Origin of the sequence: Riemerella columbipharyngis, assembly GCF_900101995.1 — a bacterium.
GTDB classification, from domain to species: domain Bacteria; phylum Bacteroidota; class Bacteroidia; order Flavobacteriales; family Weeksellaceae; genus Riemerella; species Riemerella columbipharyngis.
On the sequence record NZ_FNAS01000021.1, the window covers coordinates 12,989 to 27,593 of the forward strand.

Annotated in this window: 18 protein-coding genes; 12 read left to right on the top strand and 6 right to left on the bottom strand. The window is 38.1% G+C overall.

Annotation, left to right across the window (positions count from 1 at the left end; genetic code table 11):
- Nucleotides 1-16: 16 nt before the first annotated feature.
- From BLS89_RS09380 to BLS89_RS09400, 5 genes are all read right to left on the bottom strand, one after another.
- Nucleotides 17-913: a ParB/RepB/Spo0J family partition protein gene (locus BLS89_RS09380; protein WP_092737813.1), complete on the bottom strand. Its 897-nt coding sequence runs from the start codon at nucleotides 911-913 to the stop codon at nucleotides 17-19.
- Between the two features lie 21 nt (nucleotides 914-934).
- Nucleotides 935-1,699, bottom strand: coding sequence for a ParA family protein (locus BLS89_RS09385; protein WP_092737815.1), 765 nt, complete (start codon nucleotides 1,697-1,699; stop codon nucleotides 935-937).
- Nucleotides 1,700-1,859: 160 nt separating this feature from the next.
- The gene (locus BLS89_RS09390; protein ID WP_092737817.1) at nucleotides 1,860-3,149 is read right to left on the bottom strand and encodes an adenylosuccinate synthase; all 1,290 of its coding nucleotides are present in this window, start codon (nucleotides 3,147-3,149) and stop codon (nucleotides 1,860-1,862) included.
- A gap of 103 nt (nucleotides 3,150-3,252) precedes the next feature.
- Nucleotides 3,253-3,558 carry an ATP-dependent Clp protease adaptor ClpS gene (locus BLS89_RS09395; protein ID WP_092737818.1) on the bottom strand — a complete coding sequence of 102 codons (306 nt, stop codon included), beginning with the start codon at nucleotides 3,556-3,558 and terminating at the stop codon, nucleotides 3,253-3,255.
- Between the two features lie 6 nt (nucleotides 3,559-3,564).
- Nucleotides 3,565-4,914, bottom strand: a complete 1,350-nt coding sequence (locus BLS89_RS09400; protein WP_092737820.1) for a hemolysin family protein — start codon at nucleotides 4,912-4,914, stop codon at nucleotides 3,565-3,567.
- Between the two features lie 269 nt (nucleotides 4,915-5,183).
- Between BLS89_RS09400 and BLS89_RS09405 the strand changes: the two genes are divergently transcribed.
- Entirely contained in the window at nucleotides 5,184-6,956 is a 1,773-nt protein-coding gene (locus BLS89_RS09405; protein ID WP_176763296.1) for a hypothetical protein, read from the top strand.
- 504 nt (nucleotides 6,957-7,460) lie between these two features.
- On the opposite strand, the gene BLS89_RS09410 is transcribed toward BLS89_RS09405, so the two are convergent.
- Nucleotides 7,461-7,961 (bottom strand): hypothetical protein, encoded by a 501-nt coding sequence (locus BLS89_RS09410; RefSeq protein WP_092737822.1) that lies wholly within the window; start codon nucleotides 7,959-7,961, stop codon nucleotides 7,461-7,463.
- A gap of 96 nt (nucleotides 7,962-8,057) precedes the next feature.
- On the opposite strand from BLS89_RS09410, the gene BLS89_RS09415 reads away from it, so the two are divergent.
- The 11 genes from BLS89_RS09415 (at nucleotide 8,058) to BLS89_RS09455 (ending at nucleotide 14,287) form a co-directional block, all read left to right on the top strand.
- Nucleotides 8,058-8,261, top strand: a complete 204-nt coding sequence (locus tag BLS89_RS09415) for a hypothetical protein (protein ID WP_092737824.1) — start codon at nucleotides 8,058-8,060, stop codon at nucleotides 8,259-8,261.
- 3 nt (nucleotides 8,262-8,264) lie between these two features.
- Nucleotides 8,265-8,909 (top strand): antA/AntB antirepressor family protein, encoded by a 645-nt coding sequence (locus BLS89_RS09420; RefSeq protein WP_092737826.1) that lies wholly within the window; start codon nucleotides 8,265-8,267, stop codon nucleotides 8,907-8,909.
- A gap of 35 nt (nucleotides 8,910-8,944) precedes the next feature.
- Complete coding sequence (locus BLS89_RS09425) at nucleotides 8,945-9,154, top strand: hypothetical protein (protein ID WP_092737828.1); 210 nt, start codon at nucleotides 8,945-8,947, stop codon at nucleotides 9,152-9,154.
- Nucleotides 9,118-9,450: a hypothetical protein gene (locus BLS89_RS09430; protein ID WP_092737830.1), complete on the top strand. Its 333-nt coding sequence runs from the start codon at nucleotides 9,118-9,120 to the stop codon at nucleotides 9,448-9,450. Before BLS89_RS09425 ends, BLS89_RS09430 begins: the two co-directional genes overlap by 37 nt.
- Nucleotides 9,447-9,596 (top strand): hypothetical protein, encoded by a 150-nt coding sequence (locus BLS89_RS10750; protein ID WP_176763297.1) that lies wholly within the window; start codon nucleotides 9,447-9,449, stop codon nucleotides 9,594-9,596. Before BLS89_RS09430 ends, BLS89_RS10750 begins: the two co-directional genes overlap by 4 nt.
- A 65-nt stretch (nucleotides 9,597-9,661) precedes the next feature.
- A complete protein-coding gene (locus BLS89_RS09435; RefSeq protein WP_092737841.1) occupies nucleotides 9,662-11,641 on the top strand; it encodes a hypothetical protein in 1,980 nt (659 codons plus the stop codon).
- Between the two features lie 13 nt (nucleotides 11,642-11,654).
- A complete protein-coding gene (locus tag BLS89_RS09440) occupies nucleotides 11,655-12,527 on the top strand; it encodes an AAA family ATPase (protein ID WP_092737832.1) in 873 nt (290 codons plus the stop codon).
- The gene (locus BLS89_RS09445) at nucleotides 12,527-13,168 is read left to right on the top strand and encodes an AAA family ATPase (RefSeq protein WP_092737833.1); all 642 of its coding nucleotides are present in this window, start codon (nucleotides 12,527-12,529) and stop codon (nucleotides 13,166-13,168) included. Before BLS89_RS09440 ends, BLS89_RS09445 begins: the two co-directional genes overlap by 1 nt.
- Nucleotides 13,165-13,458 carry a hypothetical protein gene (locus BLS89_RS09450; RefSeq protein ID WP_092737835.1) on the top strand — a complete coding sequence of 98 codons (294 nt, stop codon included), beginning with the start codon at nucleotides 13,165-13,167 and terminating at the stop codon, nucleotides 13,456-13,458. The genes BLS89_RS09445 and BLS89_RS09450 overlap by 4 nt, the downstream gene beginning before the upstream one ends.
- Nucleotides 13,455-13,628, top strand: coding sequence for a hypothetical protein (locus BLS89_RS10755; protein WP_176763298.1), 174 nt, complete (start codon nucleotides 13,455-13,457; stop codon nucleotides 13,626-13,628). The genes BLS89_RS09450 and BLS89_RS10755 overlap by 4 nt, the downstream gene beginning before the upstream one ends.
- A complete protein-coding gene (locus BLS89_RS09455) occupies nucleotides 13,625-14,287 on the top strand; it encodes a DUF3164 family protein (RefSeq protein WP_092737837.1) in 663 nt (220 codons plus the stop codon). Before BLS89_RS10755 ends, BLS89_RS09455 begins: the two co-directional genes overlap by 4 nt.
- Nucleotides 14,288-14,605 lie beyond the last annotated feature (318 nt).

Consider the following 14,605-nt stretch of genomic DNA (forward strand, 5'->3'; position numbering starts at 1 on the left):
ACAAAGAGTCTCAAAATCAATCTATTTTTTCAAATGCAGCAAGGATTCGCTCCAACTCTTCTTCGTCCTTAAAATCTAAAACTATTTTTCCCTTTTTCCCATTTTTAGAAGCTTTAATATTGACTTCCACATTAAGAATGTCCGAAAGTGATTTTTGGGTTTTTCTAAGTCTGATAGGGAGTTCTATAGGCATTTTAGGTTTCATCTCAGACGGAACTTTCAGTTTACTTGCCAAAACTTCGGATTGGCGGACATTCAGTTTTTCGCTAACAATTTTCCTGAAAAGAGTATTTTGCAGCTCTTCTGTCGGCAAACTGATAATCGCCCTGCCGTGTCCCGCGGAAATAGTACCGTTTCTAATTGCATCTTGCACTTCAGGAGAAAGTCTTAGCAAACGTAAAGCATTGGTAATCGTACTCCTTTCCTTCCCTATTCTTTGGCTGAGATTGTCCTGCGTCATCCCTATCTCGTCGATAAGTCTTTGGTAAGTGAGGGCTACTTCTATAGCATCTAAATCCTCACGCTGGATATTCTCTACCAAAGCCATCTCCAGCAATTCTTGGTCATTTACCAAACGAATGTAGGCAGGTATGGTTTTCAGTCCTGCTTTTTTGGAAGCACGGTAACGCCTTTCTCCAGAGATAATCTCAAACTTATCGCCATCTTTCCTAAGGGTAATAGGCTGGATAACGCCTAAATTCTTAATAGACTGAGACAACTGCTCCAAAGCATTCTCATCAAAATAAGTCCTTGGTTGATTAGGATTTGGGTAAATATCTTCTATATTGATTTCTAAAACATTACCCATAATATGACGTGCTCCTTCATCAGTAGCAGTATTTATTGCGGCTTTTTTCTCTGCATTCAGTATTGCTCCCAAACCTCTGCCCATTGCTCTTTTTTTATCTTTCATTTTGTCGGTTTTATAAGATCATTACACCTTTTCATTTTTTAACAAAACTTCTTCTGCCAACTGTATATATTGGATAGCACCTTTACTCTCGGCATCGTACTGAAGAATACTCTCTCCAAAACTCGGTGCTTCGCTCAGCCTTACATTTCTATTGATAATGGTTTCAAAAACCATATCCGGAAAATGGGTATGCACCTCTTCTATCACTTGATTAGAAAGCCTTAAACGCCCATCATACAAAGTTAGCAGAAGCCCCTCTATATCTAAATTAGGATTGTGTATATTCTGGATAGTCTTAATGGTATTCAGTAGTTTACCCAGCCCTTCCAAAGCATAATACTCACACTGTATCGGGATAATCACAGAATCTGCCGCCGTAAGGGCATTTACGGTAATAAGTCCCAGACTCGGTGCACAATCGATAATGATATAGTCGTATTGGTCTTTAATTTTTGATAAAGATTCTTTCAGCATATATTCCCGTCTATCTTTATCTACCAGCTCTATTTCGGCTGCCACCAAGTCTATATGAGACGGGATAATACTCAGATTGGGCGAGCCCGTAGGCAGTATACATTCTGCTGCCGACACACTATGTTCCAGAAGATTGTATGTAGAACAATGCACCTCCTCTATGCCTAAACCAGAAGTGGCATTAGCTTGAGGATCTGCATCTATAATCAGTACTTTTTTTTCTAAGATTCCTAATGCTGCAGCAAGATTAACCGAAGTAGTGGTTTTTCCTACTCCTCCTTTCTGATTAGCTACACCTATTACTTTACCCATAAGTTTCATTTAATTCCCAAAAATACGACTTTTTTAATTTTATCCATCTCCCAAAACAGAAAAATAAAACAAATTACTGATTAACAATGTTTTATATATTAAAAATATTATCCACAATCTTTCTAAAATTGTGGATAATATTTGTCTATTTTCAATTGTTCTAAAATAATTCTTTTCTGATGATATTCTGTGTTCTCTCCGGCCCTACAGACACCAGATAGACATTGATACCCAAATAGTTTTCTATAAATTCTATATATCTACGAGCATTCTCTGGCAGTTCATCGTAGCTTCTCGCATTGGTAATATCCTCTGTCCACCCTTCCAATTCTTCGTAGATAGGCTCGTACTTGTAGAGCTTGGTGGTAGAAGAAGTAAAGTAGTCTATGATTTTTCCGTCTTCAGTCTTATATTTAGTGGCTACTTTAATAGTTTTTAGCCCCGTAAGGACATCTAATTTTGTAATCACCAGATTATTGATTCCGTTAATCATACAAGCGTGTTTCAGAGAAACCAAATCCAGCCAACCTGTTCTTCTCGGGCGTCCTGTTACCGCTCCAAACTCAAAGCCCACTTTTCGGATTTGTTCGCCTAATTCATCGTGCAACTCCGTAGGGAAAGGCCCATTCCCCACTCTCGTGGTATAAGCCTTTGCTACCCCTATAAGGTTTTGCAATGCCGTAGGCGGTACGCCTGCACCTGTACATACTCCACCAGTAGATGGAGACGACGAAGTAACAAATGGATATGTTCCAAAATCAATATCCAGCATTAGTGCCTGAGCCCCTTCAAACAAAATGTTTTTTCCTGCTTTTATGGCTTCATTCAGCTCTAATTCCGTATCTACGATGCGGTGTTTCAGTTTTTCGCCTATCGCCAGATATTCATTGTATATTTCATCAAAATCTAAAACCGGTTTTCCATAATATTTTTCAAAAAGGGCATTTTTAAGTTTTAGATTGGTTTGTATTTTTTCTTTAAGAACTTCTGGGTTTAGAAGGTCTATCATTCTAATTCCCACACGCGCGATTTTGTCTTCGTAGCAAGGTCCTATCCCTCTCTTAGTCGTTCCTATTTGCTTATCCCCATGCAGCTCTGCCTCGCGGTAAGTATCCAAAAGGATATGATACGGCATAATAACATGAGCTCTGCGGCTGATGAATACATGGTCTGTACTCATTCCTTTTTCTTCTATCTTTTCGATTTCCGAGATAAAAGCTTTTGGATCTACCACCACTCCATTGGCTATCATACACTTACCTTTGCACTGTAATACCCCCGACGGCAATAGAGACAAGACGAATTTATGCTCGCCTACATACACCGTATGCCCGGCATTATTTCCTCCCTGAAAACGAACTACATAATCTGATTTCGCAGAGAGTACATCTGTAATTTTACCTTTACCCTCATCTCCGTACTGAAGACCGACTACCACATAAGTTGACATATTATTTTTACTTTTTATAGATTTCCGAATTGTTGGTTACAAATATAATCTAAAAAAACGGAACGAGCAATTGAAAAACACAAATGTTAAAAACTTTCCAATGCTAAGAAATTCCACACTTCAATCCTCTCAGCGAAAGCTCTGCTTTCATAGGCTTCAAAACCCCATAGGTGGCGGTCTTTACCACACATTTTCCTTTGTAGTGAATCAACATAGTGCACTGCTCCGCCTGTATATGGGTGTGTTTGCAGATATCCATCAAGCACTGAATGACATAATCAAATGTATGAAAATCATCATTATAAACAATGAGATTAGGCGTTTCGCTGGTATCCAATGCTTCTATCTGCTCCTTGACATCGCATTTCGTACCTTCCGAAAGTGAAATTTGCAGTGCTTTACTTTTCATTTTACTCTACGATTTTTCTAATTCTCCTTCTTCCGTGTTTTCTTTAGGAATATAGACCAGCTCTACCAAATCTATACTTTTGTTGCTCATTCTAAGTACCTTGAAATGATAATCGTCTATATCAAACTCTTGATCCTCCTGAGGAATCTCCTCTAAGTGCAATAGTATAAAGCCTGCTAAAGTATTAAACTCTCCCTCTTCCGGAAGCGGCTTTGGCAAGTGTTCATTGATTTCTTCAAGAGGCTGTGTAGCTTGTACCCAATAGGTATTATCATTTATTTTTTCTACTATTTTTTCTTCCTCGTCTTCTTCGTCTTGAATCTCCCCTACCAATTCTTCCAAAATATCTTCTAAGGTAATAATCCCTTCTGTTCCGCCAAACTCATCTATCACGATGGCGATATGCTGTTTCTTCACCTGAAAACTTTTCAGCAAGTCCGAAATCTTTTTAGTCCCTACCACGAAATAAGCCTCTCGCATAAAACCTCGCAAATCCTCGTGGGTAAGACGTCCATTACTCCTAATAAACGCACGGATAATCTCTTTGGTATAAAAAATCCCTATGATATTATCTATAGAATCCTCATAAACAGGAATACGAGAATAGCCGCTCTCCATTATAGTATCGATAATCTCATCCACAGGATCTTCTATATCTATGGACAGTATATTCTGGCGCGTTACCATAATTTGCTTTGCAGAATGATCTGTAAAATCAAAAGCATTTTTGATGATTTCGTAGTTTTCTTCCTGAATAGCTCCACTGTCTGCACTCTGCTTCACCAAAAGCTGCAGCTCTTCTGTGGAATGAATCTCGTGGTCCGATGCCGGATTTATTTTTATCATTCTCAAAAACCCGTTAGACAAAGCGTTCATCAACCAAATAAAAGGCCTGAATATATTGTAAAAAAGCTTCAGAGGTGCTGCTATGAACAACGTAGTAGGCTCTGCTTTTCTGATGGCAATAGATTTCGGCACCAACTCTCCAAAAACAATGTGCATTATGGTAATCAGTAAGAAACTGAGCACCACCGAAATAGTCGTCGCCATAGCCTCTGTAAGCGGGATTTCCACCTCATCAAAAACAGCTTTAATGAAATGATGCAAAGCACTCTCTCCTACCCAACCTAAGGCAAGAGACGCCAATGTAATACCCAGCTGCGTGGCAGAAAGATAAGCATCCAGATTTTTGATGATACTTTCCGCTTGTTTCGCCATAGCATTCCCTTCAGCTGCTTTGAGCTGAATCTGGGAAAAACGAACTTTTACGATTGAGAATTCTGCGGCTACAAAAAAGCCATTAAGAAACACTAAAAATATTGCAATAAGAATCTTGACTATACTGTCGGGGTCCATTTATTTATTTTATAACTAACACCGCAAAGATAAATATTTTTTTAAATATAAAATAGATTCATTCTAAATCGTCTCTTTATCGGGATTCAACTTCATTAAAAACCTTTACCAAAAGGAGATAGGGCTAACATTAGAAACAATCTCCGACAGACACTGCCCCGCTAAAACAATTCGCAAAAACATACTCCCCCGCACAAGCAACCTCCTCCAAAGAACAAAAAAGGTATAAAAAAAAGTGCTATTTTTGTACAACTCGAATACGCCCTAAAATGAAATACAAAAACATACGCGAGGAAGAACTAAAAAATAAAGTAGCTTTTGATTGGTTTCAAGATTTTGATACTACAAAGATTATCGGGAATATTGATTTTACCGTATCGCCGGCACTTAGCGAAATGTTTGAAGACACAGCCAAATCCCTACTATGGGCAGAAGCTAAAACGGGCAATTACGATACCGTTACTATGTTTGTCCAGCTGATTTTGACTATAGGCAAAGCCCGAACTTTTGACAAAATGCCTCCTCCTGTATGGCTCGGAGCATTTGATTTTACAAAAATGGCGTTTGTACCTTATATTGACATACAAGATATTTTTTACCTCAACGACTTCAATTGGAATGTAACGCCGAGCAACCACAACACAAAAGAATTCCAGCTCATCAAACAACGCATAGAGCAGACTTTACAGAAAAAAACTTACGCCTTTGATTACGAAAAAGACGAAAAGCAATTGCGGTTTTTCATCTCCAAAAATATTGCCAAAGCAACACAAAACATAAAGGTAAAAATCCATAAAAACAATTTCTTCTCTATCTACCTCCGCTGGCTGGAAATCGTAAAACCCATCATCGAAGTCAACTGGGACGAGCTGAAAAAAAACAATATTTTGGACAGCGATTTTTTTCTTGCCGATTTGTTCGTAGATGACAGAGATACACAAAACATTGAAGACGATACTTCTATTCGCGACAATCTCTTTGTCATTTTTGACAAACAAGGATACAAAATTGCCAAAGAAAATCTACATCAAATATTTGATGCCACCATTACCATACGCCACAAAAACACCTATTCCGCTTTTTGGAAACAATATAAGCGACCGCCCATCAAAGAGTTTCAGGAATACATCATAGAGCGTAGAGACCTGCTTGTTCCTCAGGATATCAGAGAGCGGAAAGGGGCGTTTTTTACGCCTCGCATTTGGGTAGATTTATCTCAAAAATATATTTCTGAAGTTTTTGGAGAAAACTGGCAGGAAGAATACTTTGTCTGGGACTGTGCTGCCGGCACGGGCAACCTGCTTGCAGGACTTACGAATAAATTCAATGTATTTGCCTCTACCATAGACCAAGCAGATGTAAATGTAATGCACGAGCGTATAGAGCATGGTGCCAATCTCTTGAAGAGCCATGTATTTCAGTTTGATTTCTTGAATGACGATTTATACGGAGACAAAGTACCCGAAGAATTAAAAAAAATTTTGAAAGACCCCGAGAAACGAAAAAAACTCATCATCTATATCAATCCGCCTTATGCAGAGGCTGGGAATGCAAAATCAAAAGTAGGAACGGGTGAACACAAAGGAGGAACAGCTACGAATAATAAGACTTACGAAAAATACAAACCAATTATTAAAAAAGCAAGCAACGAACTTTTCGCCCAATTTTTAGCAAGAATATACAATGAAATCCCTACCAGCAAGATTGCAAATTTTTCAACTTTGAAAAATTTGCAATCTTGCAATTTCAAGGATTTCAGGAACTTCTATCGAGCGAAGCTCGAAAAAATTTTTATGGTTCCCGCCGATACTTTTGATAATGTGACAGGACATTTTCCTATCGGATTTTTTATTTGGGATAGTGAGAAAGAAGAAAAATTTGAGTATGCCCAAGCCGATGTCTATGATAAGGAAAGTCATTTTTTAAAGAAAAAAAATATTTACTCTTATATACCCCGTATAACAAAATATCCAAAAAAGAGCGGCGTAAAAAAGTCTCTAAAAAGTCCACCTGTAAAGGGACTGAATATAATTTACCCCTAAATGTAAATACCTAACGAAATATCCATTTAATTTAAATTAATTGCGTTTTAATTTGGTTTTTTAACCCCTAAAAAAGCCTATTAAAATGATTTATATTACTATTATATACGAAATCCCCCGAATAACCCTAAAAACGCCTAAATAAAAGACTTTAACGATATAAGAACACGCGAAAACACTCCCGAAAAGGAGTGTTTTTTATAGGAAAAACCGAGAGGAAAACACAATAGAAAAAAAAACTACAAAAAATGACTTAGGGGGACACTTAGGGGGACACTTAGGGGGACAGAAATACGATTTTTTCACCCGTTAATTTAAGGGGTGATTACATTTTTCACGGATTATAAGTTTGTTTTTGCGTATTTGCAAGGGGTGTAATTACATTACAAAAACGCAAGAATAATATTAAAATACTCATTTACAAGTATTTGCCGTAAAATAGTATAGGAAAAGCCAGAAAACGCTATTATTTTGGTTGTTTTGTTCACCCAGATTATCCAGACATTATCCCACCGCTCTATCTTGTGGCTGGCTTTTAATGGCATGGTTCTCTTGGGTAAGGCGTGCGATCTCTTCCTCTAATTCTTGAATGCGGCGGCTCTCTTTTTCTTTTAAGCTCTTTACTTTATCCTCTAAAAGTGCCTTATTTTCTTGTAAAAGTTGGTTTTCTCTCTGTAAAAAGGCGATTTTTTCTTCTAAATGAGCTACTTTATTATATGCCTCTTGCGTCTCTGCCACTTGCTGGGCAGGCCCTTCTGCCTTTGCTGGGGTTTTAAGCATCTCCCCTTTGCCGGTTAATAGCCATTCGGATGATATTGGAAATTCATTTGTTAATATTGAAAGTAAATCCACTCCTACATTCATTCTTTTTTTCAGTATTTCTGAAAGTTTAGAGTTGGAAATACCAAAAATATCCGAAATAAATGATTTAGATGGGATTTTTTTTGTCTCCAAAAGGAAATCAATACAATTTATAAACCTTTGATTTACAATATCTTTGCTCATAGTTTAATTTTTTATTTCAAAATTTCTGTAAAATAATTTGTTTATTTCAGAAATTCTGTATTATATTTGCTTCCGTAATAAAGAAATAAAAAAGCAATGGACAAAAGTAATCAAAAAAGAGCGAAACACAATGCTATAGCCGTGAATAAAGTCGCTGAGAAATACGGCTTTACACCAAGATATGTAAGAATGTGCCTAAAAGGAGACCACAAGGGTATAATGCCTGACAATATTATCAAAGATTATAAAATGCTCTGTAGAGAGTTTGAACACGCAATACAAAAAACAATAAATCAGTAATATATGAGCAATTTAATCAAAATTACAGAAAAGCAAGGAAATCAGTTAGTAGATGCCAGATTGCTTTACCAAGAATTGAAAGTAGGTGGGGATTTTTCTTTTTGGATTAAAAGAAGAATAGAAAAATACGACTTCCAAGAAAACAGAGATTATTTCATCGTAAAACTTGACTCCCCAAATTTTGAGAGTCAAGTTTCGCACGGGGGGTTAAGGCATAGAACAGACTACCACATTACCATAGGAATGGCAAAAGAGCTTTGTCTTTTACAGAACAACGAAATAGGTAAGGCTTACAGGAAATATCTTATAGAGTTTGAAGAGAAAGCAAGAAAGCAACTTATCGCGGTTCCGAAGCCAAAGACTTACAACGGCATTAAGTGTATCCATTACACCAGTTGGCTTATTCAAAATGGCTACTCGCTGATGAGCGGACAGGTAAGAGGGCGTATCCGTAAGTATCCGGAGCAATTTCGTAAGGGTAAAGACGGCTGGTATATGAGCGAGGCTATCTCTGAATACTTCCTAAACTACAAGAACGCACAACAAAGAGTAGCACAACTGCCAAGCGTTAATCCGAAATGGGTTCCGATGTTTAGCAAGGAAGAACTACAAGAGATGATAGCAGACAAAAAAAACACTTCCCATTGATTAGCGTTTAAAAGACCTCTAAAAACAACTTAAAAATGGATACAAAAATAAGATTAACGATAAGCAGAGAAGTCTCTCCGGTAATCAATAAAGAATGCAGCTTTGTTAGCTTTGAGCAACACAATATACTCCTTACAGCTGAACAATATACAGAGGTAGAAGAAAAATTAAAAGAGATAAGAGAAATTGTCTTAAAAAAAATAAAACAATGGAAACAAAAAAAATCACACAAGCAAGCGAGTTAGAGATAGGAAAATATTATAGAGATGGGAATTCCTATTATTATGTAACAGGGCGCACCGAAGCTCCTCAAGGCTCTTTTCTTAACGCTATATCTTTTACGTGGGATTATGATATGAGTTTAGATGTGAGCACGCCGTATATAGAGGAGATAGTGAAAGATGGGAGCTTTGAGGAAATAAATAGAGATTTATTTATGAATGCGTTTGAACACTTCAAAGAAGAGAAGCAAAAGCTAATGATACTTGACATTGAAAGGTTGGCATTAGCAAACTTAAAATTAAAAAATATAACACTATGAAAAAGACTATCAAGAAATTAGTACACCGAGTATTAAAGTACCGCCATAGTGCTGTGAGCTTCATATTCGCAGATATGGTAGTAGCTGAAGAATGGATACTCTTCGGAAGATTCACAATATCAAAAACCTTTAAAACCTTGAAATGATAAAGTGATTTTCCCGAAAAACATACACCGTGAGGCAGGTACACGGCGGGAACAAAAGAAAAATAATGAAAAAAGGTTACGAATATCACAACAATATTTTAAGCATACCAGCGAGCCTGCTGTATGAGGATTGGAACGTGATGTCATATGATAACTATAAAAAAAAGTGTAAGAAAGGATACTTAGTAAGGTCAAGAGAGGGAAAAGGCGAGGGTAACTACGCTCTTTTAAGCTATCACGACTTACCAGAAAGTATAAAGACGATATGTAAAGAAAGGCTGGGGGACTACAGAAAGATAGTACAGAAAAATGATTTAACCCCCTATATTGTTCCGGACGCAGAAGCTATCCGTTTTTTTGCCGCTCATAGAAATCCCGACGGACGAAAGCTATCGGATAAAAAGCAAATAGAGCGTGCTACCAACTGTTGCATCTTGAACGCTATCACGGCAGTATTAGAGGAAAAACAATATGCCGCTAAGAATAATAGACGCAAAACCCAGATATGGGATAATATCTCTGATGCCGTTAATAGCTTAGATGAGAATAAATGGCGGCATAACTTACCTACCACGACTAAGAACTTGAAAATAAGATACAAGCGTTATCTTAAAGAGGGGTATTCTTCATTTATTCACGCCGGAGAGGGCAATCTCAATACTGCAATTATCAAAGACGATATAGCAAACTGGATACTTGCAGTTTACAGCCTACCGATAAAATACACTATTCCGGAACTCATAGCGAAATACGACGAAATAAGAGAAGAGAATGGCTGGAAAGCTTTATCTGAGGAGGCAGTGGGAAGATTCTTGAATAAACCTGAAAACATCAGAATCTGGACTATCGGACGAAACGGAAAAGCTGCCTATAACCGCAAGTTCAAACATACCTTACAAAGAGATAAACGCCGCTGGTTTCCAAACTGCTACTGGGCAATTGACGGGACAAAGCTGGATTTGGTTTATCTGAATACTGAAACGAATAAGGTAGAGGCTTACAAGCGTGTGAATATCATTTTTGACGTGTATTCGGAGAAAATAATAGGCTGGAGTTTTTCGGAGACGGAAGGTATAACAGACCACTTTCGTGCTATAAAAATGGCCGTAAAAACGGCAGGGGTACGCCCTTATATGTTTACCTATGACCAGCAATCTGGACACAAGTCCCAAAAAATGCAGGAAATATACTCTACATTAGTAGCAAAAGATGGCGGGGTACACTATCCACACCAAGCAAGGAGGCATAGTTCTCCAGCGGAGGGTATTATCCGGAGATTAGAGCAGCAATGCATCACAAAGCACTGGAATAGCGACGGTCTTGGAGTTACAACTAAAACGGACCAAAGTAAGATGAACGCGGACTTTATTGCAGAGAATAAAGAAAAACTACCGGTAAGAGAGGATATAGAGCAACAATGGGTGTTTATCGTGAAGCAGTGGAACAATAGTGCTCATTTTAGCAAAAAAGAGAAAACGCGAAATGAAGTTTACAACGAGGAAATGCTCATAAGCGAACCTCTTGAGCTGGAGGAAATAATGAGAATGATGTGGATGGAGGAAAAACAAAAGCCTATCACTTACAGAGCTAATGGCATCAAGATAGTGGTAGATAAGCAGGAGTACCTCTATGAGGTTTATGATAGAGATGGGCAGATAGACTTGGAATTTCGCCGGAAATATGTAGGTGAAAAGTTTATAATAAGGTACGACCCAGATGATATGGACTGCTATATCCATCTGCTTAAATCTAATCAATTTGGCGAAAAGTATTTTGTAGCCTATGCACAACCTAAGAGAGCTTATGAGGTAGTTCCTAAGCTGATGCCGGATGGAGAAAAAGAGCAAGCGCAAAAAGACATGCAAGTTGCTGAAATAGAATACCAGAGAGATTTGCAGTTACTCCGAGATTTAGAGAGGAAAACGGGTATAAGTACAGAAAGATTGATTGCGGAGCAACAACTGGCGGTTAAAACACAGAATATTAACTCCAAAAAATTAAACATAAAAATAGACAGAGGTGAAAGCCTTTTGCATCAACTCTAAAAAAATAGGTACAATGATAACAGAAGAACAAAAAACAAGCATTGCTACTGAGCTATTTCGTCTCGCAGGTAATGGTAAAAAGAAAAGAGAAAATTTTAAATTTTCGCAAGTAGAACTATCCGTAAAACTTGGCATTTCTAATGGGACAGTTAGTAATATGATAGCCGGAAAGTGGAATAATATAGCGGATAGTATGTGGCGTAAAGTACAGGCTTCACTCAGAATAGACACGAACTGGAATACTGCGGAAACTTCTAATTTTAAACTACTTACAGAACTTCTTTCCAAAGCTCAAGAGACACAGCTCACAGCTGCTATAAGCTACGATGCTGGAATAGGCAAAAGCGAGGCATACAAGCAGTATGAAAGGAAAAATGATAATGTAATATACGTGGAATGTAAGAACTATTGGCAAACCAAATCATATATTAAAGCCCTACTAAATGCCTGTGGCGTCAAGGCGGAAGGGACTAAGGAAGAGATGATAAACACCTTTGTAGACTACGTAATGGGGCTTGAAAGTCCTTTAATCATCATAGACCAAATGGACAAGTTAAAAGAGGGGGCTTTTGACCTTTTCATGGATTTGTATAACGATTTGTTCAGATGTTGCGGCTTTATTATCTCCGGAGTGCCAGCATTGGAAAAACGCATTATCAGAGGAGCGAAGATTGATAAGATAGGGTACAAAGAGGTTCTGTCGAGGCTCGGCGGAACTTTCATTAAACTAAACCCCACCAGCCTCGCTGATGTAATAGCAATATGCGAAGCTAACGGACTCCACAACACAGAGGAGGCAGAAATGATTTACCAGCTGTCAAATGGGGACTTGAGAGTCGTTAGGCAAAAAATAAACAAATACTTCTTACTTAACAAGGTAGCGTAATGAATGAAGAGAATAAAATAAAGGTACCACCGGCGTATTCTTATGCAGATATAGCGAAAAAGCGGTTTAACACGCTCCCTTTTGAGGGGGATTGGCTGGATTTAATTGGCGAGCCTGAAGTGTCCGGAAGCTGGATTATATGGGGGCTTTCCGGAAATGGTAAAACGAGATTTGCTCTCAAGCTTGCAAAGTATCTCGCCAGCTTTCAAAAGGTCTTTTATAATACATTAGAGGAGGGGTTGAAATTATCCTTTAGAAAGGCTTTAGAGGCTAATAATATGCAAGCAGTAGGGAGTAGATTTAAATTCTATTCAGATAATTTAGAGCAATTGAAAGCAAGGCTTAGACGAGATAGAAGTCCGAACATTATCTTTATTGACAGCGTGCAGTACTTGAATATCACAAAAGATGAATTTAAAGAGCTTTTAAAAGAATTTCAAAACAAGCTATTCATATTCATAAGCCACGCACAAGGTTCTCAACCAAAGGGGGAAGTTGCGGACGAAATCCGTTACCATTCGGATGTTAAGATAAGAGTACACAAATTTCTCGCATCCCCTGCTGAAACTACGAGATACGGAGGTTCTAAACCTATGATAATATGGGATGAGGGGTATAGACAAGAAAATTCAATAATATGAGAAATACACTACACGAAGTTTTAGCATTGGATAGCATTTACAGACTGCTATCATTAGACGAAAGAATAACTATCCACCGGAGAATAAAGGGGCTTCCGGATGAGCTTAGCTTAAGAACTGAAAAGGTAATTTTTTGGGTAAGCGATAACAACTGGAGAGCCTCAAGTATCCGCTACGGAGATGATAGGCTGCTTTACTATTGGGACGAAAGGACAGGCTGGAATCCAATAGAGAAATACCAAAAGAATAACAAGAAAATAACAACAGAACTCAAAAAAATAAAATTATGAATTTAGAAATTTTTCCGCCTACCGAACAAGAGCTGGAGGAGATGATTTACAACTTAACGAGAAAACTCGAAGATGAGCGCTACCGCGATGAATGGGAAGAAATCGCAGAAGCATTAGAAGAAAAAGAACAACAACTGAAAGAAATCACCATTAAAAACAATACAATATGAGCTTGGTAGAACTATTAAACAAACCAATCGCAGAGCTAAGCTCTGCGGAGTTAGAGCAAGTAATGGCACACAAGAGAGCTGAAGAACGCAAGGCGTTAGATACAGCCAGAGAGGCTTACCAACAGGACAAAGAAGCCTATATCGGGCAGTTACTGGATGCGTTCAAAGAGCAAGCGGAAACCCTCAAGAAAATCAAAGGAATAGCAATAAATGAGGGCTTGGCGCTTAACAATAGGATTTACGAAATCAACGGTAAAACGCCGAAAGAAGACCAGAAAACATTCACCATTAAGAATGAGGATGACACGGCACGCGTAGTGATAGATCGTCAAGAGCGGTTTGAGTTTACGGAGGAGGCACAGGTGCATATTACCGCTATAAAGGACTTGTTTAAAGAGAAGTTTGAGCAAAGAAATAAAGGCTTTTATGCGCTATTAGATAGTATCTTAATGCGTAACAGCAAAGGCGACTACGACGCTAAGCTACTAACCAAAGCACGCTTACAAGTGCGAAAAATAGGCGACGAGGCACTTATCTCGGAGTTTGATAAGCTGCAAGACTGCATGCGAGTGGTAGGAACTTCCACTTATATAAGGGTTTATGAGCGAGATGAAAACAAGAAGTGGAGAGATATTAGTCTAAATTTTTCAAGTATATAACAATTTAAAATTTTAAAACAATGGAAAACAAAACAAACAGCAGAGGCTTAGGCTTCTTAGGAGTACTAACTTTAATATTTATAACGCTGAAGTTAATAGGTTATATTGATTGGTCTTGGTGGTGGGTATTATCTCCACTATTAATACCTCTCATCATCGGAATACTGATTTTAGCCCCCTTACTGATTTATCTTAGAAAAAAAATAAAGTAAAAAAGGCACCATCCGCACTGGCAGGCATCGGGGTTCGAGCCCCCGAGCGGAGCAAGTTGAAGTAGTGGCGGAAATGGAAGACGCAAGGCGTAGAAGTTCACTATTT

What these genes read in the sequence shown, in the direction of transcription:
- BLS89_RS09380 (WP_092737813.1), bottom strand. Translation starts at nt 913, where the DNA reads ATGAAAGATAAAAAAAGAGCAATGGGCAGAGGTTTGGGAGCAATACTG.
- BLS89_RS09385 (WP_092737815.1), bottom strand. Translation starts at nt 1,699, where the DNA reads ATGGGTAAAGTAATAGGTGTAGCTAATCAGAAAGGAGGAGTAGGAAAA.
- BLS89_RS09390 (WP_092737817.1), bottom strand. Translation starts at nt 3,149, where the DNA reads ATGTCAACTTATGTGGTAGTCGGTCTTCAGTACGGAGATGAGGGTAAA.
- BLS89_RS09395 (WP_092737818.1), bottom strand. Translation starts at nt 3,558, where the DNA reads ATGAAAAGTAAAGCACTGCAAATTTCACTTTCGGAAGGTACGAAATGC.
- BLS89_RS09400 (WP_092737820.1), bottom strand. Translation starts at nt 4,914, where the DNA reads ATGGACCCCGACAGTATAGTCAAGATTCTTATTGCAATATTTTTAGTG.
- BLS89_RS09405 (WP_176763296.1), top strand. Translation starts at nt 5,184, where the DNA reads ATGAAATACAAAAACATACGCGAGGAAGAACTAAAAAATAAAGTAGCT.
- BLS89_RS09410 (WP_092737822.1), bottom strand. Translation starts at nt 7,961, where the DNA reads ATGAGCAAAGATATTGTAAATCAAAGGTTTATAAATTGTATTGATTTC.
- BLS89_RS09415 (WP_092737824.1), top strand. Translation starts at nt 8,058, where the DNA reads ATGGACAAAAGTAATCAAAAAAGAGCGAAACACAATGCTATAGCCGTG.
- BLS89_RS09420 (WP_092737826.1), top strand. Translation starts at nt 8,265, where the DNA reads ATGAGCAATTTAATCAAAATTACAGAAAAGCAAGGAAATCAGTTAGTA.
- BLS89_RS09425 (WP_092737828.1), top strand. Translation starts at nt 8,945, where the DNA reads ATGGATACAAAAATAAGATTAACGATAAGCAGAGAAGTCTCTCCGGTA.
- BLS89_RS09430 (WP_092737830.1), top strand. Translation starts at nt 9,118, where the DNA reads ATGGAAACAAAAAAAATCACACAAGCAAGCGAGTTAGAGATAGGAAAA.
- BLS89_RS10750 (WP_176763297.1), top strand. Translation starts at nt 9,447, where the DNA reads ATGAAAAAGACTATCAAGAAATTAGTACACCGAGTATTAAAGTACCGC.
- BLS89_RS09435 (WP_092737841.1), top strand. Translation starts at nt 9,662, where the DNA reads ATGAAAAAAGGTTACGAATATCACAACAATATTTTAAGCATACCAGCG.
- BLS89_RS09440 (WP_092737832.1), top strand. Translation starts at nt 11,655, where the DNA reads ATGATAACAGAAGAACAAAAAACAAGCATTGCTACTGAGCTATTTCGT.
- BLS89_RS09445 (WP_092737833.1), top strand. Translation starts at nt 12,527, where the DNA reads ATGAATGAAGAGAATAAAATAAAGGTACCACCGGCGTATTCTTATGCA.
- BLS89_RS09450 (WP_092737835.1), top strand. Translation starts at nt 13,165, where the DNA reads ATGAGAAATACACTACACGAAGTTTTAGCATTGGATAGCATTTACAGA.
- BLS89_RS10755 (WP_176763298.1), top strand. Translation starts at nt 13,455, where the DNA reads ATGAATTTAGAAATTTTTCCGCCTACCGAACAAGAGCTGGAGGAGATG.
- BLS89_RS09455 (WP_092737837.1), top strand. Translation starts at nt 13,625, where the DNA reads ATGAGCTTGGTAGAACTATTAAACAAACCAATCGCAGAGCTAAGCTCT.